The 19,981-nt window shown below is 71.5% G+C and carries 15 protein-coding genes, 1 tRNA gene and 2 pseudogenes; 2 read left to right on the top strand and 16 right to left on the bottom strand.

Annotated features, from left to right (window positions below; translation table 11 throughout):
• Positions 1–315 precede the first annotated feature (315 nt).
• Both ACIRJP_RS29830 and ACIRJP_RS29835 read right to left on the bottom strand, forming a co-directional pair.
• The gene (locus tag ACIRJP_RS29830; protein WP_404180617.1) at positions 316–2,271 is read right to left on the bottom strand and encodes a hypothetical protein; all 1,956 of its coding nucleotides are present in this window, start codon (positions 2,269–2,271) and stop codon (positions 316–318) included.
• Between the two features lie 242 nt (positions 2,272–2,513).
• Positions 2,514–4,142 carry a hypothetical protein gene (locus tag ACIRJP_RS29835; protein WP_404180619.1) on the bottom strand — a complete coding sequence of 543 codons (1,629 nt, stop codon included), beginning with the start codon at positions 4,140–4,142 and terminating at the stop codon, positions 2,514–2,516.
• 284 nt (positions 4,143–4,426) lie between these two features.
• On the opposite strand from ACIRJP_RS29835, the gene ACIRJP_RS29840 reads away from it, so the two are divergent.
• The gene (locus ACIRJP_RS29840; protein ID WP_404180622.1) at positions 4,427–4,957 is read left to right on the top strand and encodes a hypothetical protein; all 531 of its coding nucleotides are present in this window, start codon (positions 4,427–4,429) and stop codon (positions 4,955–4,957) included.
• A 166-nt stretch (positions 4,958–5,123) separates the two neighbouring features.
• On the opposite strand, the gene ACIRJP_RS29845 is transcribed toward ACIRJP_RS29840, so the two are convergent.
• The 4 genes from ACIRJP_RS29845 to ACIRJP_RS29860 all read right to left on the bottom strand — a co-directional run bounded on the left by ACIRJP_RS29845 (position 5,124) and on the right by ACIRJP_RS29860 (position 9,196).
• Positions 5,124–6,905: a DEAD/DEAH box helicase gene (locus tag ACIRJP_RS29845; protein WP_356087097.1), complete on the bottom strand. Its 1,782-nt coding sequence runs from the start codon at positions 6,903–6,905 to the stop codon at positions 5,124–5,126.
• A 163-nt stretch (positions 6,906–7,068) separates the two neighbouring features.
• Positions 7,069–7,437, bottom strand: coding sequence for a Fic family protein (locus ACIRJP_RS29850; RefSeq protein ID WP_360934112.1), 369 nt, complete (start codon positions 7,435–7,437; stop codon positions 7,069–7,071).
• Positions 7,437–7,634 carry an Arc family DNA-binding protein gene (locus ACIRJP_RS29855; protein ID WP_114249050.1) on the bottom strand — a complete coding sequence of 66 codons (198 nt, stop codon included), beginning with the start codon at positions 7,632–7,634 and terminating at the stop codon, positions 7,437–7,439. Before ACIRJP_RS29855 ends, ACIRJP_RS29850 begins: the two co-directional genes overlap by 1 nt.
• A gap of 77 nt (positions 7,635–7,711) precedes the next feature.
• Entirely contained in the window at positions 7,712–9,196 is a 1,485-nt protein-coding gene (locus ACIRJP_RS29860) for an MFS transporter (protein ID WP_404180626.1), read from the bottom strand.
• Between the two features lie 186 nt (positions 9,197–9,382).
• Here ACIRJP_RS29860 and ACIRJP_RS29865 point away from each other — a divergent pair.
• A tRNA-Cys gene (locus tag ACIRJP_RS29865) sits at positions 9,383–9,457 on the top strand.
• Between the two features lie 393 nt (positions 9,458–9,850).
• Here ACIRJP_RS29865 and ACIRJP_RS29870 read toward each other — a convergent pair.
• The 10 genes and pseudogenes from ACIRJP_RS29870 to ACIRJP_RS29915 all read right to left on the bottom strand — a co-directional run bounded on the left by ACIRJP_RS29870 (position 9,851) and on the right by ACIRJP_RS29915 (position 19,781).
• Positions 9,851–10,423: an AAA family ATPase gene (locus ACIRJP_RS29870; protein WP_404180629.1), complete on the bottom strand. Its 573-nt coding sequence runs from the start codon at positions 10,421–10,423 to the stop codon at positions 9,851–9,853.
• A 2-nt stretch (positions 10,424–10,425) separates the two neighbouring features.
• A complete protein-coding gene (locus ACIRJP_RS29875) occupies positions 10,426–10,614 on the bottom strand; it encodes a DUF397 domain-containing protein (protein ID WP_404180632.1) in 189 nt (62 codons plus the stop codon).
• Positions 10,615–10,795: 181 nt separating this feature from the next.
• Positions 10,796–13,147 carry a xanthine dehydrogenase family protein molybdopterin-binding subunit gene (locus tag ACIRJP_RS29880; RefSeq protein WP_404180635.1) on the bottom strand — a complete coding sequence of 784 codons (2,352 nt, stop codon included), beginning with the start codon at positions 13,145–13,147 and terminating at the stop codon, positions 10,796–10,798.
• Positions 13,144–15,015 carry a 2Fe-2S iron-sulfur cluster-binding protein gene (locus ACIRJP_RS29885; RefSeq protein WP_404180638.1) on the bottom strand — a complete coding sequence of 624 codons (1,872 nt, stop codon included), beginning with the start codon at positions 15,013–15,015 and terminating at the stop codon, positions 13,144–13,146. The genes ACIRJP_RS29880 and ACIRJP_RS29885 overlap by 4 nt, the downstream gene beginning before the upstream one ends.
• Entirely contained in the window at positions 15,012–15,908 is an 897-nt protein-coding gene (locus ACIRJP_RS29890; RefSeq protein WP_404180641.1) for an FAD binding domain-containing protein, read from the bottom strand. The genes ACIRJP_RS29885 and ACIRJP_RS29890 overlap by 4 nt, the downstream gene beginning before the upstream one ends.
• 334 nt (positions 15,909–16,242) lie before the next feature.
• Positions 16,243–17,946, bottom strand: coding sequence for a beta-N-acetylhexosaminidase (locus tag ACIRJP_RS29895; protein WP_404180644.1), 1,704 nt, complete (start codon positions 17,944–17,946; stop codon positions 16,243–16,245).
• 4 nt (positions 17,947–17,950) lie between these two features.
• A pseudogene (locus ACIRJP_RS29900) lies at positions 17,951–18,193 on the bottom strand (carbohydrate ABC transporter permease); the annotation flags it as partial.
• A pseudogene (locus ACIRJP_RS29905) lies at positions 18,177–18,638 on the bottom strand (extracellular solute-binding protein); the annotation flags it as partial. The pseudogenes ACIRJP_RS29905 and ACIRJP_RS29900, both read right to left, overlap by 17 nt.
• Positions 18,639–18,896: 258 nt before the next feature.
• The gene (locus ACIRJP_RS29910; RefSeq protein ID WP_072484142.1) at positions 18,897–19,190 is read right to left on the bottom strand and encodes a DUF3039 domain-containing protein; all 294 of its coding nucleotides are present in this window, start codon (positions 19,188–19,190) and stop codon (positions 18,897–18,899) included.
• A gap of 30 nt (positions 19,191–19,220) precedes the next feature.
• A complete protein-coding gene (locus tag ACIRJP_RS29915; protein ID WP_266418587.1) occupies positions 19,221–19,781 on the bottom strand; it encodes a YqgE/AlgH family protein in 561 nt (186 codons plus the stop codon).
• Between the last annotated feature and the right edge of the window lie 200 nt (positions 19,782–19,981).

The following is a 19,981-nucleotide window of genomic DNA, read 5'->3' on the forward strand; positions in this document are numbered from 1 at the left end:
GAGCGGCAGCGGCTGATTCCCACGGAATGTGCGCCGCCGGTCCCAGCGGCGACGCACGGAGAGGCCGCCGGCCTGGCCAGGCACCGGCTGCGCCCCGCTGCGGCTCTGCCACGGGGCGTTCATTTTTTGGGACAGTAGCGAGCGAGTCCGCTCAGCGGAAGACCTCGTCCAGAATCCGGGCGTCGTCGGAGCGGGAGTTGGCTTGAAGCAGCATAAGCGCCGGTCAGCGCGGCGTCGGCCGGGTTCTGGAGGTCTACGCGCGTCCAGGTCGGCCGACGCCTTCACGGCACTTCACGCACCAGAAGTGAACTGCCGTTAACTCACGGTGAATGACTGCTGCACAATTTTTCCGTTCACGAGTACTTCGCAGGCCCGGATCGACTTCGTCGCCGGGTCACGGACGGTGAAGTCGAGGGCAAAAGTGCCGTCGAGGCCGATGACCCGGGTGACGTACGGGTCGGCGGTCTGCTTCCCGTCCGCGGTGCGGCCGGTCACCGAGACCGTGGCGACGGGGGCGAAGCCCCGTCCGGTCACCTGGACCGCCGTGCCGACGGGCCCCTCGGGCGGCGAGAGCGCGAAGGACGGTCCGGCGGGCACGGTTGCGTCCTGGACGGTGAACGCCGCCGTCTCGGTGCGCGGGTTGACGAGAACCTCCCGCACCCGGATGGCGACGGTGTCGGCGGCGTTGACCTCGAAGGTCTGCGAGAACGCCCCGTCCAGCCCCACCACCTTGGTCTTCGCCGGGTCGGACGTCTGCGAGCCGTCGGCGCGCAGCCCGACGATGGACACGGTCGCGACCTTCGCGAAGCCCTGCCCGATGACGGTGACGGTGGTGCCCTTGGGACCGGCCGAGGGGGTGAGGACCACGAAGGACGGGGCGACGGTCAGCGGGGTGAGGGCCTGCACTCCCCCGGCGGTGACCTGGATCGCGTACACGGCACGCGGGGTGGACCCGGCCACGGTGACCGTGCCGGCGAGGGTGCCGTCGGCGCCGATCCGGAGAGTGGAGCCGCTGATCCGGGCGCTGTCGCAGGAGCTGCCGTCGGCGTTGCAGAGCGCGGCGGTGGGCGTGGTGCCGGACGGCCAGTCGCCGCCAAAGAGGGCGATCGTTCCGCCCGGCTTGACCTTCGCCGCGCCTGCGGAGAGCGTCGCGGAGGCGTCGGTCACGGTGAACGGTGTGGTGAGCACAGTGGCCGGATCGTTGCCCTCGTCGACCTGGATGGCGGCGATGGCCGGGTCGGAGACGGTGAACTCGGCCCTGAACGTGCCGTCGGGGGTGCTCTTCACATAGACGGCGGTGTCGTCGAGCGTCGCCCCGCTCGCGTCCAGGCCCACGGTGTTGATCCACCGGTCCTGGAAGTAGTTGCTGCCGGTGACGGAGACGACGCTGCCGAGCGGTGCGCCGGAGCGGGAGAGCGCGATGGCCCGTGGCCCGGCGGGGGCGAAGGCCCTGACCGTCAGGGGCGCGGTCGCCTCCTTCGTACCGTCGCCGACCTTCACCAGGTACGAGCCGTCGGGCACGGCGCCCGCGGCGGCGAGCACCGCGCTTCCGCTCAGCTCCCCCGAAGCACTGATCGCGAGGGTGCTGGAGGCGAACTTGCCGGTGTCGCAGCCGCCGCCGTCCGCCGAGCAGAGCGACGGTACGGGAGTGGCGCCCGCGGTCCAGAGGCTGCCGGACAGGGCGACGGCGGTGGACGGCCGGACGGCCGTGCCGGGCGCGGTCAGGGTGGCCGGGTGGCCCGCGGTGCCCTCCGCGGTCACCGTGCCGATGGAGCCGCCGCCGCTCACCACGTCGCACGGGGTCTCGTAGGTGGAGCCGAGCACCTTCGTACGCGTCAGATTGCGTATGGGGATGAAGGTGATCGGGCCGCTCGCACTGGCGGGGATGAGGAAGTCCCCTTCGTACGGCGGAATTTCGATGGGCTTGCCGGACGGGATGTCGAGGTTGATCTGGGGGCCGGTGACGGTGACCGTGCCGGTGGCACCGCCGGACATCGCGAAGTCGATGCTGGGGGTGGTGGGTACGTCGCTCAGGCTGAGGCCGCTGGTGGCGGGGGACGGGCCGAGGGTGACCTTGGCGTGGACCTTGCCGCCCGGGTCGACGATCGACGGCGACAGGTCGACGCTCATCTGCTGCGGGCCCGTCGCCTCGCCCTGCCCCGCGGGCAGGGAACAGTGCACGGTCGGGGTGACGGTGCCGGCCTCGGCGACGGGCGCGAGCGCGACGGTGCCACCGGTCCAGACGAGCACGGCCCCGGCGGTGAGGGCCACGGCACGGCGTAACCCCGAACCCGGACCGTGGGCCCTTCTCGGCCGGTCTGTTCTACTCGGTCTGACGGACACGGACATGCGTCTCCTCCATGGCTGAGGTGCTGGCTGAGGTACCGGCTGCGGGAATTCCCCGGATCCGGAACGGATTTGGATCGGATTCGGAATGGCGGCGCCCGCCCGCTCCGATGCGATACGGAGCGGACGGGCGCCTCCGGAACTTCCTCTTACGGTTCCCGGAGAATTCAGAGAAGGGTGAGGGTGAGAGTGGCGCTGTAATCTCCCGGCCGGGTGAATCCGGGAACGGTGAGGACGAGACCGGCGTCCGCGTCGAACCGGCCGCCGGTGAACGGACGGGAACCGTCCGGATCCATCCGGCAGAGGCTCGCCGCCTCGCTCCCGAGCGCGGCGGGCGAACCGGCCACCGGCACCCCCACGCTGCCGTTCTGCGCCGTGCACTTGGGCGTCCACCGGACGGCGCCGGCCGGGATGGTGCCGCCGCCGCTGCTGGTGAAGCCGGAGAGGGTGGCGGTCAGCGACCAGCCGCTGTCGACACCACGGCCGTCCTCCACCTCGACCCGGTTGAGCCGGGAGCGCTGCACACCGCTGCCGGTGCCCAGGACCGTCGTACCGAAGTCGACGGTGTCACCGTCCTGGACCATGGAGAGCGTCCCGGCCCTGACCGAGGTGCTCAGCCGCTGGTCGGCGCTGCCGCCGCCCCCTCCCCCGCCGTCAAAGACGGTGAACGGCGCGGTCCGTACGGTCGCCGGATCGTTGCCCTCGTCGGCCTGGACCGCGACGACGGCGTCGGAGGTCACGGTGAACTCGACGGCGAACGTGCCGTCCGAGCCGCTCTTGACGTACACCGCGCTGTCGTCGAGCCCGGTGCCCGAGGCGTCGAGCCCGATGATGTTGATCCAGCGGTCCGGGTTGTAGTTCTTGCCGCTGACCGTGATCACGCTGCCGACCGGTCCGCTGCTCCGCGACAGCGAGATCTCGCGGTCACCGGCCGCGACGGCCTTGACGGTGAGGGGGGCCGTGGCCTCCTTCGTACCGTCGTTGACCTTCACCTCGTACGTTCCGTCCGGCACCGCACCGGCCTCTGCGAGGGTGGCCGTGCCGGTCAGCGTCCCGTCACCGCCGATGGCGAGCGTGTTGCTCCTGAACTTCAGCGGGTCGCAGCCGCCACCGCCCACCGCACAGAGCGAGGGCACGGGCGCACCGCCCGGAGTCCACCCCGAACCACCCAGTGCCACCTCGGTGTTGGGGCGTACGGGATCGGCGGGGGCGGTCAGCGTGGCGGGCTCGGAGCCGGTGCCCTCCACCGTGACGCTGCCGACGCTTCCGCCGCCGTCGACGACATCGCAGGGCGTCTCGAAGACCGAGCCGAGCACCTTGGTCTGCGTCAGCGTACGGATCGGGGCGAACGAGACGTCCCCGGAGGCGTTCGCCGGGACCAGGAAGTCACCTTCGTAGGGCGGGAGTTCGATGGGCGTCCCGGACGGGATGTCCATCGTGAACTCGGCACCCCGCACCGTGACGGTGCCACTGGCCCCGCCGGACATGGCGAGGTCGAGGCTGGGGATGGTCGGCACGTCCTCCAGCGGCAGCGCGCTGGTGGCGGGGGACGGTCCCAGCGTGACCTTGGCGTGCACCTTCCCGCCCGGGGCGACGACCGCGGGCGACAGCTCGACGGTCATCTGCTGCGGCCCCGTCGCCTCGCCCTGCCCTGCGGGCAGGGTGCAGTGCACGGTCGGGGTGACCGTACCGGCGGCCCGCGATCCGGCTGCCGGCGCGTCCTGCGGCACGGCCTGGGCGGTGGCCCCGGCGCAGCTCAGGGACAGCACGAAGCAGGCAGCGAGCAGACCGGTCACGCCGGGTCTTCGTCGTCGTATCACCAGACACCCCTCCATGGCCCATTGATTGCGCACATTGAGGAGGTCGGGTGCCAAGAAGTCAAGAGAGAATTGATTGATCCTTATCTGAAATGCCCGAAAAGCATTTCCATGGGAATTTCAAGTGCCTCTGTGGACATCTATTGACTTCTCTGAAGATCACAGTTTCACTGCTGCCGACATGCCGGGCCCGGCACGCAGATCCACTTCTCAGCTCTTCGGTGAATCTGCGGAATTCAGAACCGGAAGGAGTTCCCCCCGTCATGTCGTCGAATCGAAGACACATCCCGCTGGTACTGGCCGCGGCCTGTTCGGTGGCCGGCGCGCTCGCGCTGGCTCCGACGGCCCAGGCCGTGGCTCCGCTCACCGCGACGGCCACGTACAACTGCGGCGCCTGGGGCAGCGGTCTCGCCACCCTGACAGCCGCCGACTCGGGCACGTCCAAGACCATCAAGATCACGTCCACCGCGATCACGATGCCAGCCGGTACCAGTGCCGACCCGAACAGCATCACGACGACGCTCAAGCTCACCAAGACCTCGGGCGGCGTCACCAGTCAGGTGCAGTTCTCCGGAAAGACCAACCCCGGCATGAGCGGCGGCAGCCCGATCACCCTGGGCCCGCTGAAGCTCACCTCCGGCACCCTGGCGGCGGGTGACAGCACGAACTCCGTGGTGCTGCCCCCTCCCCCGAGCGCCACCAACTGGTCGCTGCAGATCGTGGCCTCGTCCCCGACGTCGGCCACGGTTCCGTGTGTGGCGACGTCGAACCAGTCGGCGCCGTTCGTCTGGTAGCCGGGCCGTGCGTCCGGTAGCCGGGCTGTCCGTCCGGTAGTCGCGCCACCCCATCCGCACCCGCTTGGCGCACCCGCGTCCGCACCGTCATCCGCACGCACGACGCCGGCCCGGGGCGAGGACCGCTGTCCCCGCCCCGGGCCGGCACCAGCACGCCTGCGTGGTCTCACGTCATACGAGTGGCCCACTCCTGGACCTTCTTGATCCGCTGCTGGATCTGCCCGGCCGTGGCCTCCGCGCTCGGCGGTCCGCCGCACACCCGCCGCAGCTCGGTGTGGATCACCCCGTGCGGCTTGCCGCTCTGGTGGGTGTAGGCCGAAACCATCGTGTTGAGCTGCTTGCGCAGCCCGAGCAGCTGCTTGTGCGTGACCACCGGCCGCGCGTCGGCCGGCTTCTCCAGCAGGTCGGCCTCCTCGGCCGGCCGCTGGCGGCTGTGCGCGATCTGCCGGGACTGCCGCTTCTGGAGCAGCAACTGCACCTGGTCCGGCTCCAGCAGCCCCGGAATCCCCAGGTAGTCCTGCTCCTCCTCGCTGCCGGGGTGCGCCTGCATGCCGAACTCGGCACCGTCGTACAGCACCCGGTCGAAGACCGCGTCCGATTCGAGGGCCTCGAAGGGCAGCTGCTCCTCGGTCTCCTCGTCCTCCAGCTTCTCGGCGTCGGCGAGGAGCTTGTCCTCCTCCGCGAACGGGTTCTCCTCGTCGCTGCCCTTCTTGGGCTTGTCGAGGACGTGGTCCCGCTCGACCTCCATCTCGTTGGCGAAGTCGAGCAGCATCGGGATGGTCGGCACGAAGACCGAGGCGGTCTCGCCGCGCCTGCGCGAACGCACGAAACGGCCGACAGCCTGCGCGAAGAACAGCGGCGTGGAGATGGTGGTGGCGTACACGCCGACGGCCAGGCGCGGCACGTCGACGCCCTCCGACACCATGCGCACCGCGACCATCCAGCGCGAGCCGTCCCCGCTGAACTGGTCGATCCTCTTCGAGGCGGCCTTCTCGTCGGAGAGGACCACGGTGGCCTTCTCACCGGTGACCCGCTTGAGGATCTTGGCGTACTCGCGCGCCGACTCCTGGTCGGTGGCGATGACCAGCCCGCCCGCGTCCGGAATGCCCTTGCGGACCTCGGTCAGCCGCTTGTCGGCGGCGCTCAGCACATTGGGGATCCACTCGCCGGTGGGCGACAGGGCGGTGCGCCAGGCCTGCCCGATGGCGTCCTTGGTCATCGGCTCGCCGAGCCGGGCGGCGATCTCGTCACCGGCCTTGGTGCGCCAGCGCATGTTGCCGCTGTAGCTGAGGAAGATCACGGGCCGGACGACGCCGTCGGCGAGCGCGTTGCCGTAGCCGTAGGTGTAGTCGGCCGAGGAGCGCCGGATGCCGTCGTTGCCCTCCTCGTACACGACGAAGGGGATCGGGTTGGTGTCCGACCGGAACGGCGTACCGGTGAGCGCGAGCCGCCGGGTGGCCGGGTCGAACGCCTCCTGGCACGCCTCGCCCCAGGACTTCGAGTCACCGGCGTGGTGGATCTCGTCGAGGATGACGAGGGTCTTGCGCTGCTCGCAGCGGTTGCGGTGCAGCATCGGCCGCACGCCGACGCCCGCGTAGGTGACCGCGACGCCGTCGTACTCCTTGCTGAGCGGGCCCGCGCTGTAGTCGGGGTCGAGCTTGATCCCTATCCGGGCCGCTGCCTCGGCCCACTGCTTCTTCAGGTGCTCGGTCGGCGCGACGACGGTGACCTGCTGTACCACGTGGTGGTGCAGCAGCCATGACGCGAGGGTCAGCGCGAAGGTGGTCTTCCCCGCGCCGGGGGTGGCGACCGCGAGGAAGTCGCGCGGCTGCTCCTGGATGTACTTCTCCATGGCGCCCTGCTGCCAGGCTCGCAGCTTGCCGGCCGTGCCCCAGGGGGCGCGGCCGGGGAAGGCGGGTGAGAGGTGGTGGGAGGCGGTAGTAGTCACGGTCTCCGGTTCGGGTCTCTCGGGTACGTGGGGTGCTGTCCGCACGGCCGGGACGGACCCGCACGCGATACGACAACCGGGCCACCTTACCGGGGGGCGGCGCGGAACCTCGTACGGACGAACGGCGGTTCGGCGCCGCTGAGACCCTCTTCACAGATCGACTTCACGCAGCGAATCCGGGAAGCCGTTCAGCGATCCTGGGCATGTCGAGGACGCCCTGGCACACGTCCAGCACGAACTTCTCGGCCGCGTCGACATCGAAGTCCGCACTCAGGCGATGCCCGTTGATGTGCAGGAAGACCCAGGTGGCATACCAGGCGATGCGCTTGTTCCCGTCGACGAGCGCATGATTGCGCGCCAGGGACTCCATGAGTGCTGCGGCCTTCTGCCACACGTCCGGATAGGCGTCCTGGCCAAACACGCTCGCCTGCGGGCGGGCGAGTGCCGAATCGAGCAGCCCGTAGTCCCGCACCTCGGCAGCCCCGAGGCGCTCGGCGAGGTTGAGCAGCTCGGGAAGTGTCAGGTACTGCATCAGGCGAGCCTCCGGTTGAGCTCCTCACTCACCTTCAGCACGTGGTCCGCAGCCTCGTTGAAGAGGCGCGAGTGCTCGTTTATGGCGGTGATCACCGCGTCGTGGGCGAACGACTGCATACTCCGCCCCTCCGACTCGGCGCGCGCACGCAGTGCGTCCAGCTCTTCTTCGGTGAACCGCAGATTCAGACCAGCCATGCGTGGATGGTACCGCGCGGTACCACGTGGCACCAGGGCCTGTCCGGCGACCCCGGCCATGATCCGCCGGACAGGCCCTAAGCCCTGGTCCGCACCCGCGCCGCCACCCACGCCCCCACCAGCGCCACCCCCGCCATCGGCAGGAAGACCGCCGCGAACGCCCCCGGACGGGACCCCGCGGCCCCCGCCCCCGCCGCGTCGTGCACGGCCCCCACGGCCCCGCCGCCGAGCGCCGCGAAGGCCGCTCCGCCCGCGGCGAGCAGCAGCACGTTCGAGAGCCCGTCGGAGATCTGGAGGGCGGCCGAGTTCGCCCCCGCCTCCTCCGGCGCCGACAGCTTCAGCAGCAGCACGCTCGTCGACGCGATCACCACGCCCATCCCGAAGCACCCGAAGGCCCAGGCCACGGCCACGGTCCAGACCGGCACCGCCTCGATCAGCACGGACGGCGCGGCCGCGATCGCCGCGGCGACCAGCACCATGCCGCCCACCATCAGGCGCTCCCGGTACGGCTCCAGGCGCGGCCGGGACTGTACGTACGAACCGAGCGCCCAGGTCCCGCCGCCGGCCGCGAGCGAGAACCCGGCCATCGTGGGGCTGAGGCCGCGCTGGGTCACCAGCATCAGCGGTACGAAGGACTCGGCGGCGATGAACGACCCGGCCGCCACCCCGCGCAGCAGCACCACCGAGGGCAGCCCGCGCGCGGCCCGGCCGGTCCCCGGGGGCAGCAGCCCCCGCACGGCGGGCACGAGCAGCGCGACGCCCACGGCGGCCGGGAGCAGCGCGAACCAGTTCAGTTCCTGCCCGGCGTACTGGAGCAGCGCCGCGCCCAGCGAGATCCCGAGCGCGAGCAGGATGCGCCGCCGGTCGTACGGCTCGACGGGCGCCGTGGGATCGGCCGGTCCCGAAGCCCGCCGCCGGATCGCGGGCAGCGCGAGCGCCAGCGGGAACACCACGAGGACCGGGATGCCCGTGAAGACCCAGCGCCACCCCAGGTGCTCGGTCACGCTCCCGGAGGCGAGCGGCCCGACGACCGACGGGATCACCCAGCTCGCGGCGAACGCGGCCAGGATCGACGGCTGCAGCCGCTTCGGGTAGGCCCGGCTGATCACCACGTACAAGGCGACGATCACCAGCCCGCCGCCGAGCCCCTGGACGGCCCGCCCCGCGACGAAGATCCACATGCTCCCGGCGGTCCCGCAGAGCAGCAGCCCCGCCGCGAACGCGCTGATCCCGGTGGCGAGCGGCCCCAGCGGCCCGCGCCGGTCCGCCCACTGCCCGGAGAGCACCATGGCGAAGAGGCTGGTCGTGAAGTACGCGGAGAACGCGAACGCGTACAGCGCAATACCGTGCAGCTCACGCGCGGCGACCGGCATCGCGGTCCCCACGGCGGTCGCCTCGAAGGCGATCAGGAAGACGACGGAGACGATGCCGACGCTGAGCGCCCGGTAGGTCCGCCCCAGCACCCCTCCGGATTCGACGGGCGACTCGGTCCCGCCGCGCACCTCCGCGTCGCCGGCGGTGCCGGTCTCGACACCGGCGTCTCGTGGTTCCAGGGCACTCATGAGCCCAAGAGTAAGGGCCAAGATCTCATTTGAGCCCTGTCGCGGGACGGTCCTCCGGTCCTCCGTTGGTCGTAGGACCACGGCACCGAATGTGAACGCGCCATGGCAGTCGCATTGCGCCCCGCCCCGCACTCTTGAGCGGCCGGGACGCCCGGCCCTACGGTCGGATCACGACGAGGAACACACGGCCGTGTGCCCGAGTGGTTCAGGGGCTCGACTGCAACTCGAGTTACACCGGTTCGAATCCGGTCACGGCCTCCACGCAGTACGCCCGCCCAGCACGCGTCATACGCCACGCCGGGCGGGCCTCAGCATTTTCGGGAACCCCCCTGGGTCCTGAGCGCGGACGTGCGAAACCGTTGATGAATTCCTTCAGCGCTTTGCGGCGATCGTCGACGTCCTCGGGTGCCGGCTTCAATTCGCCGCGTTCGAAGGACGGCGTACTTCCGCGAGGAACCCCGATCTGCACCGGGTCCCCGCGTACGAAAGGCGACCACCCTGCGCGCGGCGCGGGCCTGATTCGCTTCACCCCCGGCCTGGAGGCCGGAGCACTGCGAATGAATCCCGGTAACCGGGGTGCCGCCGCGATCGTGGCCGGTGGGGTCGATGCGCGCGTCGGCGGAGGCGAAGCGGGTGGTCGAACCTCCTGCCGCCTCAGCCCTCCGGCCCTCCCGCTACCCGCGCCCGCTCAAGCCCCGCAAGGACCGCGTCGACCGTCTGCTCCACGGTCTGCCCGGTCGTGTCCAGCCAGAGCCCGATCCGCGGCGTCTCCTCGCGCAGCACCCGGTCCAGCGATTCGACCGTCCAGCCGGCCCCGTAACCGCTCTTGCCCCGCCCGGCCTCCCGCTCGGCAACGGCCCGCGGCTCGGGGGCGAGCACGACGACGTACAGCGGCCGTGTCCGTACGAGACCGACGTACGCGGACAACTCCTCCCCCAGCACCACGTCCTGCACCACAGCACTCCAGCCCTCACCCGCGTACGCGTCGGCCGTCATCGCGGACAACCGGTACCGGAGCCGGAGTTGGGCGACAGCATCCTCGTACGCCCCCGGCACCATCTCGGCCCGCCCGGACACCACCATCCGCCGGAACACGTCCCCGCGCACGTGAACGGCCTTCGGCAGCCGCTCGGCGAGGGCCTGGGCAACGGTGGATTTCCCGGAGGCCATCACACCGGTGATGAGGACGACGGCAGGGCCGGGATCAGCAGCTCGCGACACGCTCACGGTCAGCCCTCGACGGCGCCGGCCAGGAAAGCGGTCCAGGCGGCGGGGGCGACGGCGAAGGTGGGGCCGTCGACGACCTTGGAGTCGCGGACGTGGACGGTGTGGGCGCAGGTAGCCACCTCTACGCAGGCTTCGCCCTCGTTGTTGCTGTAGCTGGACTTGAACCAGGAGAGCTCGGGCCCGTTGGTCACAGTTGCCTCGCCTTCGTTTCGATGATCTCCGCAGGCTTCCAGGGGGTGAGCGCCTGCACCCGCCACCCACCGGGGCCGACGCCGACGCCGGGTTGCACCTGTAACTCGAACGACGAACCGTGCTGACACCGCGTATCTCCGGGCCGCGCCTGCAACCCGGAGTGCGACATCCGTGCGGAGCTCAGGAGTTGGGGGCCGCCACCGCTGCCTGAGGCCTGATGGGGAGGCGGTTTATCGGACGGCCGGTGGCGGCGCGTACGGCTGCGGCCACTGCTGCCGGGGACGTCACCACGGGGACCGCCGAGGCGGGCTTGGCGCCGAAGGGGGCCACCACGTCTCGTTCCTCGATGAGTTTGACGATGCGGATCTCGGGGGCGTCCAGGGCGGTCGGGAGGCAGTAGCCGGTGAGGTCGGGGTGGCGGATCAGGCCCCGGGCGCTGCGGAGGTTCTCGGTGAGGGCGGCGCCGATGCCCTGGGTGATGCCGGCCTCGATGCGGGTCGCGAGCTGGGACGGGTTGAGGACCCGGCCGACGTCCTGGGCGACCGCCATCTCCACGACCCGGACGGCGCCGAGCTCGATGTCGACGTCCACCACCGCGCGGATCGCGCAGAAGGCGAGGCCGACGAAGGCGTCGCCCTGGCCGGATTCGTCGAGGGGTTCGGTCGGGTGGGGTCGGCACTGGGCGGTGGCCCAGAGTTCCTTGCCGTCCATGGCTTCGGTGACCGTCGTGGACAGCACACCGTCGTACGAGGTGATCTTGCCGTCGGCGATCTGCAGCAGCTCCGTGGACATGCCGAACTTGTGGGCCAGGGGCTGGAGGAGCTGGGTGCGGACCATCTTGGCGGCGCGTTCCACCGCCCCGGCCGAGACCCAGGTGTGGCGGCCGTGCGTCGCCGGGCCGGCCGGGGGCTGGTCGGTGTCGACGGAGGCCACGTGGACCTCTTCGATGCCCAGGGTCTCCTGGACGACCTGGCGGGCGAGGGTCGAGAAGCCCTGCCCCGTCTCGACCGCCGCGCAGATGACCGTGGCGATGCCGTCGTGGACCCTGACCGTGGCCGTGGAGACCTCGTCGGCGCCCTCCGCGCCGAGCATGTGGACCATGCCCAGCGCGTAGCCGACCCCCCGGCGCACCGCACCGGGTTCGCCCGCGCCCTCGGGGCCGCCGGGGAGCAGCCAGTCGTCCTCCGGGGCGTCCTTGGGGAGCGCGGGAAGGGGGAAGTCCTGTACGGAGGCGAGGAGTTCGGCGACGGGCGCGGGGCAGGTCACCGTCTGGCCGGTGGGCAGGATGTCGCCGGTGGACAGTGCGTTGCGCAGGCGCAGTTCGACCGGGTCGATGCCGAGCTTGGCGGCCAGCTTGTCCATCTGGCCCTCGTACGCGGCGCAGACCTGCATCGCGCCCTCGCCCCGGACGTGGCCCGACGGCGGGTTGTTCGTACGGACCGCCCAGCCCTCGATGAACGCGTGCGGGACGACGTACGGGCCGCAGGCGAACGCGACCGCGGCGGCCAGCGACTCGGACGAGGAGTCGGCGTAGGCACCCGCGTCGAGCAGGATCTGCGCCTCGACCTTCACCAGCCGGCCGTCGGCGTCCGCGTGGTGGCGGTAGCGCAGCAGCGTCGGGTGCCGGTGGGAGTGGCCGAGGAAGGACTCCTCGCGGGTGGCGGCCAGCTTCACCGGGCAGCCGGTGCGCAGTGCGAGCAGGCCGAGCGGGAGCTGGAAGCCGGGTTCCTCGCGGTCGCCGGTCGCGCCGGGGACGCCCGTGACGACGACCTTCACCCGCTCCGGTTCCAGGCCGAAGCAGGCGGCGGCGAGGTCGCGGTCGGTGTGCGGGTCGGTGGAGGCGGTGTAGATCTCCACACCGCCGTCGGGGCGGGGCACGGCGAGCCCGGCCTCGGCGCCGATGGGTGCCGGGTCCTGGCGGCCGATGCGGTACAGGCCCTCGACGACGACCTCGCCGGTGGCGTCGGGGTCTCCGTAGCGCAGCGGGATGTGGCGGATCAGGTTGCCGTCGGGGTGCAGCGGTTCGGCGGTGAAGGCCTTCTCCGGGTCGGTGACCGGGTCGAGGACCTCGTACTGGACGGCGATGGCCGCGGCGGCGAGCCTGGCCGTGTCGGGGTGGTCGGCGGCGACCGCGGCGATCGGCTCGCCGTGGTGGCGGACCAGGTCGGAGGCGAAGACCGGGCGGTCGACGACCCGGCGCCCGTACGCGCTCTCGCCCGGGATGTCCTCGTGCGTGATGACGGCCTGCACCCCCGTCATCTCGACGGCGGCCGAGGTGTCGATGGACAGGATACGGGCGTGCGGGTGCGGGGAGCGCAGGACGGCTGCCCAGAGCAGGCCCTCGGCCCAGAGGTCGGCGGCGTACGGGAAGGTGCCCTCGGTCTTGGCGCGCGCGTCGGCGGGCGGCAGCGAGACGCCGAGGCCGAGTGCGGGCGGCTCGGTGCCGGGGCCCTCGGCCGTCGGGACGGTGCCCGCCGGGGTGGTGATCCGTGTGCTGGTCGCGTTGGCAGCGGTGGCTGCGTCGTTGCTCACGCCATGCCTCCGTCCTGCGGGTGCGACTGGACGCTACCGGCGCCGGGGGCCGCCTGGTGCGGGATACGGGCCTCGTCGGGCTCCGGGGACGTGGAGTCCGACGAGGCGGGGTCGGTGCCGGTGTCGGCCTCGCGGCCCGCGATGACCTCGTTGACGGCGTCGAGGACACCGCGGTAGCCGGAACAGCGGCAGAGGTTTCCGCAGAGCGCCTGACGCGTCTCCAGCTCGCTGGGGGCGTGGTTGCCCTCCAACAGGTCGTGGACGGTCATGGCCATACCGGGGATGCAGAAGCCGCACTGGACGGCACCGCACTTGGCGAGGGCGCGCTGGACGTCGGACGGTTCGCCGTCCGCGGCGAGGCCCTCGACCGTACGGACCTCGCTGCCGGCCGCGGTGGCCGCGGGGACCAGGCAGGAGGCGACCAGCCTGCCGTCCACCTGGACGTTGCACGCGCCGCACTCGCCCTGCGAGCAGCCGTCCTTGGCGCCCGCGAGGCCGAGGCGCTCGCGCAGCACGTAGAGGAGCGACTCGCCGATCCAGGCGTCGGTGACGGGGCGGTCGGCGCCGTTCACGTGCAGGACGTAGGAGGCGGCCGGGCGGTCGTCGGGAACGCCGAGCGGGGCGGGGTCGACCGGCTGGGAGTCGACCGGCTGGGGATCGAGGGGCCGGGATTCCTCGGGAGGGGATTCGGGATCGGTCGCCCCGGCCTGTGCGGTCGGCGAAGCCGCTGCCTGCTCCGGGTCCTCGGACGCGGCCTCCGCCTGCTGCTCGGAGGCGACGTTGTTCGCGTCGGGTTCGGGAGTGGTGTCAGGGGCTGTTTCGGGGGCAGCTTCCGGAGCGGTTTCCGAAGCGGTTTCGAGGGGGGCTCCCGCGGGCTTCGCCGACTCGGGGGCCGCGTCGACGGGGTGCGGGGCGCCTCCGTCGGGTACGGGGGCAGCCTCCGTCTCCACGGGGGCAGCGGCCTCGGGGACGCGCAGGACGTCCTCGTACGTCACGGACGACGCCTCGGCCGACGGCTGCTGCTGCTCGAACCCGGCTTCCGGCGCGTGCTCCGGCTCCATGTCCGCCAGAAGTGCGGGCTCCGCCGCGAACTCGGCCTCGGGCTCCTCGTGGACGGGCTCCGGGGCCGGCTCCTGCGTCGCCCACGGAGCGGGCGCACCGCCCGGCAGCGTGGCCGGCGGGGTCCGGTCCCCGTACCACTGGGCGGCCAGGGCCGAGGCCGCGAACTCGCCGGATTCCTCCGGGAGATCACCGTCGGCGACCGGAATCGTCCACTGACCCGTGTGGCCGGTGTGGCCCGTGTGGCCGGTGCTGTCGCCGTGCTGACCGGTGTGGTCGACGTGCTCGGCGAGCCCTGCCTGGCCGGCCTGGCCCGTGTGGACGCCGAACTCCGTGGACTCGGTGAAGTTCCACTGGCCCGTGGCCGCCGGGCTCTGCTGGTACTGCTCCTGCGCATACGGATCGTGCGGGAGCTGCGGGGTGTGGGAGACCTGTGGGGCGTGGGGAGCCTGCTGCGGGTACTCGTAGTCGTACGGGCCCTGCTGCTGGTTGGGGTCCGGCCAGTGCACCGTCTCGGATGCCTGCTGCTCCGCCCCCGTACCACGCTCCTGCTGGCTCTGCGTCTGCACGACCCAGCTGCCCGTGGCCGACGGGTCGAGCCCGGCCGCGGGGGTCAGTGGAACGATCATCGGCGGTACGTAGCCGTGGCCGGGTGCGGCCAGCGGGATGTTCGCCAGGTCCTCCGGCGGCAGGTGGACGAAGGCGGTCGCCTCCGCGTCGTACTCGCCGCCCTGCGGCGTCGGCTGCCAGCCCCCGTGCTGCAGGTGCTCCTGCTGCCCGTGCTGTTCGTTGCGGTCCTCGTTGGTCACGACAGTGCCCTCCCCAGCGCGCGTCGGGCCAGCGCGGCGACGGTCCGCCGCAGGTGCAGTACGGCGGGGGGCAGCGGCTGCGCCTCTCCCCCGTCGGCGGGTGATTCCTGGTCCGGGATGCAGGCCGCGGCGACGTACTCGCCGAACGCGGCCAGCGCGTCGGGGGCCAGGCCCCGTTCGCCGTCCCAGTCGATCAGCGAGGCGATCCAGCGTTCGGCCTCCAGCGGCCGCAGCGGCATCGGGGCGATGGCGCCGACCGCGCAGCGCACCCCGCGCCGCGCCGGGTCGAGAACGATCGCGACGGACGCGGTGGCGCGGCCGGGGCCGGTACGGCCGGTGGCCTTCAGGAAGACCTGGGGGGCGTGCAGCAGCGGCACCCGGACGAAGCCGATGAGCTCGGCGGGTTCGAGCATGTCGCGGCCGGCCAGCAGGTGCGAGACGGGGATCTCGCGCCGGGCGCCGCCCGGACCCGCGATGACCAGCTCGGCCTCCAGTGCGGCGAGCACCGGCAGGGCGTCGCCGGTCGGGGCCGCGGTGGCGATGTTGCCGCCGAGCGTTCCGGCGTTACGGATCTGGGGCGGGCCGGCGGCGCGCGCCGACGCGGCCAGTGCGGGGATCAGGGCCGCGAAGTCGGGCCGTCCCATGCGTGCGTGGGTGAGGCCGGCGCCGAGCAGGGCGTGGCCGTCCTGGTAGTGCCAGCCGCGCAGCTCGCTGATCCGGCCGAGGCCGACCAGGCCCGAGGGGCGCAGCAGCCCCTTGTTGACGGCCGCCATCAGGTCTGTGCCGCCCGCCACGGGAACGGCGGCGGGCATGGCGCCGAGCGCCGCCACGGCCTCGTCGAGCGAGGCCGGCAGCGTCACGGACTGCGTCGCCTGCGGTGCGTGCGTGGTCAACCCAGCTGCCCCTTCCCGGTGTCCCGGCTGTCCGGCTGTTTTGCCGTACGGTACGTGCTCAAGGCCTGGACGTGGCAACTCTGGCACATCTTCGGATCGGTCCGACGCGAGGGTCCGCGAAGGGCGTATCCATCCTTGATCAGGGGAATGTTCCCGTTTCACCCCGCTTCGGCGCAGAGTGTGAATTGCAGCTCTTCGGCATGGCTCATGACTGATTGTTCCGTTCTGGCGCTTCGTTGCCGCGTCCCGTTCCGACAGAGCGAGTTCCGGACAAAAAAGCGCGGCCGGCCCGCCCTTTCGGAGCGGGCCGGCCGGCGACCGGGTACGGCCGGGATCACACGTTCGGGGGCACCCCGTCGATGGGCCGGCCCAGCACGCCTGGGCGCTGCTGCCGGGGCAACGGGCCGCCCGGCGGCCGGTAGTCGACGCCGAGGGCGTCGAGTCGGGCGTAATGCGTGGTCATTCGGCTCTCGAAGCCGGCGAAGTCCCGCTCGGCGGGGGCGGGCAGCGGCGACCAGGCGACCTCCGCGAACGCCGCGAGGCGCGGGAAGACCTGGTAGTCGACGCGGTCCCGGTTCTGCATCACCTCGGTCCAGACATTGGCCTGGGTGCCCAGGATGTGACGGGCCGCCTCCTCGGAGAGGCCCGCCGGTACGGGCTCGAAGCGGTACACGTCCTCCAGGGTGCGGACGAAGCCGATGGGCATCGGCTCGTCGGGGCCGCCGTCCTGACGGTGGTCCAGGTACACGTGCTGCTCGGGGCACATGACGACGTCGTGGCCGGCCTCGGCGGCGGCGATGCCTCCGCCGTAACCCCGCCAGGACGACACGGCGGCGCCCGCCGGGAGGCCGCCCTCCAGGATCTCGTCCCAGCCGATCAGCCGGCGTCCGCGCGCGGTGAGCCAGGTGTCGAAGTGCCGGATGATCCAGGACTGCAGCTCGTCCTCGTCGGCCAGGCCGAATTCCTCGATCCGGGCCTGGGCGACCGGCGAGTTCTTCCACTGCTCCTTGCGGCATTCGTCGCCGCCGATGTGGATGAACGGCGAGGTGGCGGCGGGGAAGAGGTCGAGGACCTCTTCGAGGACGCCTTCGAAGAAGCGCAGGGTGTCGTCGGTGGGGGCGAGTACGTTCGAGTTGATGCCCCAGGTGTCCCAGACGGAGAGGGCGGTGGTGTCGACGACGTCGGTGTTGCCCAGTTCGGGGTAGGCGGCGATGGCGGCCTGCGAGTGGCCGGGGATGTCGATCTCGGGGACGACCCGGATGTGCCGCTCGGCGGCGTACGCGACGATCTCGCGGATGTCGTCCTGTGTGTAGTAACCGCCGTGCGGGGTCTCGTCCCACAGCTCGGACGCCCGGTGTCCGTGCTTCGTGCGGGAGCGCCAGGAGCCGACCTCGGTGAGCCGGGGGAAGCGCCTGATCTCGATGCGCCAGCCCTGGTCGTCGGTGAGGTGGAAGTGGAAGACGTTCAGCTTGTGTGCGGCGAGGAGGTCGAGGTAGCGCAGCACGTCGTCCTTGGGCAGGAAGTGCCGTGCCACGTCGAGCATCATTCCGCGCCAGGGGAACCGGGGGCTGTCCTCGATGTCCGCGAAGGGGATGGCGCGCCGGGTGCCGTGGGCAATGGGCGCGCGGCGGAAGGCCTCGGGGCCCAGGAGCTGACGGAGGGTCTGCGCGCCCCAGAAGACCCCGGCGGGGCTGCCGCCGGTGATCTCGACGCATGTGCCGGTCCCGGTGCTCAGCCGGTAGCCCTCCGGTTCGAGCGCCGGGTCGATGCCCAGCCGGACGGTGTTCGTGGCGTGCTCGTCGCCCTCGGCGGCCGGCCGCGGGGCGAGCGGCAGGCCGAAGGCGGCGCCGAGCGTGGAGCGCAGCCAGCGTTCGGTGCTCTCCGTGCCTGGGGCCGCCGTGATGGTGGTGGACGGATCGAACAGGAAGCCGCAGCGCCCTTCACCGCCGGCGCGCACGGGTGCCGGGACGATGTGCGCGGGCGCCGGGACGATATCCGCGGGCGCCGGTGCCGGGTTCGTGTCGTTGTCGGTGTCCATGGCGTCAGTCCTTTACCGCTCCGCCGAGTCCCGAGACCAGGCGGCGCTGTACGAGTACGAAGAAGACCAGTACGGGAACGGTCATCACCGTCGAGGCGGCCATGATCCCTCCCCAGTCGTTCTCATCGGGTTTGAAGAAGACCAGCAGCGCCATGGGGAGCGTCGACTGGGAGGTGTCGCTGATGATGAACGACTTCGCGAACAGGAAGTCGTTCCAGGTGGAGATGAACGAGCGGGGCGCCGTAGATCTTGCCGTCCACCGTCACGGACTGCTTGGCGGTCGGGTCGGTGTCCTTGGCCTCGTCCCAGGCGGCGAACTCGGCGCTCACATCGGCGAGTCCGCCGTCCTTGACGTATCCGGCGGTGTCGGTGTTGCCGTACTCGATGAGGTCCGGGGCGCTTTTGGGGTCGTTGAACGCCGCCTTGACGCGCTGGGCGCGGGTGTCGACCGGTATGTACTCGATCTCGACCTCCGCGTCCTTGTGGGCCTTCCTGAAGTCGGCGACCGCCGCGTCGACGACCTGTTCCTTGGGCTTGTTGCCGACTTCCTGGAAGAGCCAGACACGCAGTGTGCCGGTCTTCTCGTCCCGCTTGGCTCCGGTGCCGGAGGTCTGCGGCGCGCATGCGGTGGCGGTGAGACCCGCCAGCACAAGGGCTGCGGCCGGGGCGGCAATTCGGGCAGACAGCTTCATCCGGGAACCCCTACCGATCGGCGTTGCAACATACGCGACGGGCGTTTCGTTATGCACAACTGGCAGGAGAGTAGGTGCGCACGCAGGCGCCGACAAGTGGTCTCTACCACTCTGTGACCCGGCGAAGCAGCCCGTGCAACGCCAAGGGCACCCCGGGGCACACGTCCGGGCAACGCAAAGGGCCCCCGGGGCACGCGTCGTACGCGTGCCCCGGGGGCCCGAAGCGGAGGTCGCCGGACGGCTCCGGCCCGCTTCTCGCTACTTCTTGTCCTTGCCGCCCTTGCCCTTGTCCTTGTCGCCACCGGCGCCCATGGACTCGTAGATCTCCTTGCACATCGGACAGACCGGGTACTTCTTGGGGTCACGCCCCGGCACCCAGACCTTCCCGCACAGTGCGACCACGGGGGTGCCCTCCAGGGCACTCGCCATGATCTTGTCCTTCTGGACGTAATGGGCGTAGCGCTCGTGGTCGCCGTCGCCGTTCGACACCTGCGGCGTCGGTTCCACGAGGGTTCCGGTACCTGCCCCGCGCTCGGGCTCGAGAGTGCTCATAACCGCCAAGGGTACCGACCACCCGGAGCTTCAGTTCAGCGAAGGGTCGTCCGGGTACGTGGCGATCATCGCCAGTTCGCTGCGCTGACGGCGCAGGACCGCGCGCCAGAGGTGCTCCGGGCGTGGGGAGGAGACGTCCCCGGGTTCGGACTCGACCACGTACCAGGCACCCTCGGTCAGTTCGGTCTCCAGCTGTCCGGGGCCCCAGCCCGCGTACCCGGCGAAGATCCGCAGCGAGCCGAGCGCCGCGGCCAACAGCTCCGGCGGCGCCTCCAGGTCCACCAGCCCGATCGCCCCGTACACCCGGCGCCAGCCGAGCGGGCCCTCGTCGCCGGGGATCACGGCCACGCCGAGCGCCGAGTCGAGCGAGACCGGGCCGCCCTGGAAGACGACGTCCGGCTCGCCGGTCAGGCCGGCCCAGGGCGTGAGGATGTCGACGACGCCGACCGGGGTCGGGCGGTTCAGGACCACGCCGAGTGAGCCCTCCTCGTCGTGGTCGAGGAGGAGCACCACCGCACGGTCGAAATTCGGGTCCGCGAGCGCGGGTGTGGCCACGAGCAGTCGCCCTGTGAGCGAGGACACCTCCGTCATGGCAGAAATGATCCCGCATCTTCGCCCGCCGCGGGGGCCAAGCGGACGGCCCGGTCACCGGCCGGGCCGGAGCGCAGCTCAGGGCGCACGGATGCAGGGGGAGCGCGCGATCCGGAGAGCCTAGCGGACGGTAACCCTCCGCAAGACCCGGGGAGCAGAGCGTGTTGTGGCGGATTCATGACGTTCGTACGCCCCCGGTG

This window comes from Streptomyces sp. NPDC102437 (assembly GCF_044765565.1).
In the GTDB taxonomy this organism is placed as follows: Bacteria; Actinomycetota; Actinomycetes; order Streptomycetales; family Streptomycetaceae; genus Streptomyces.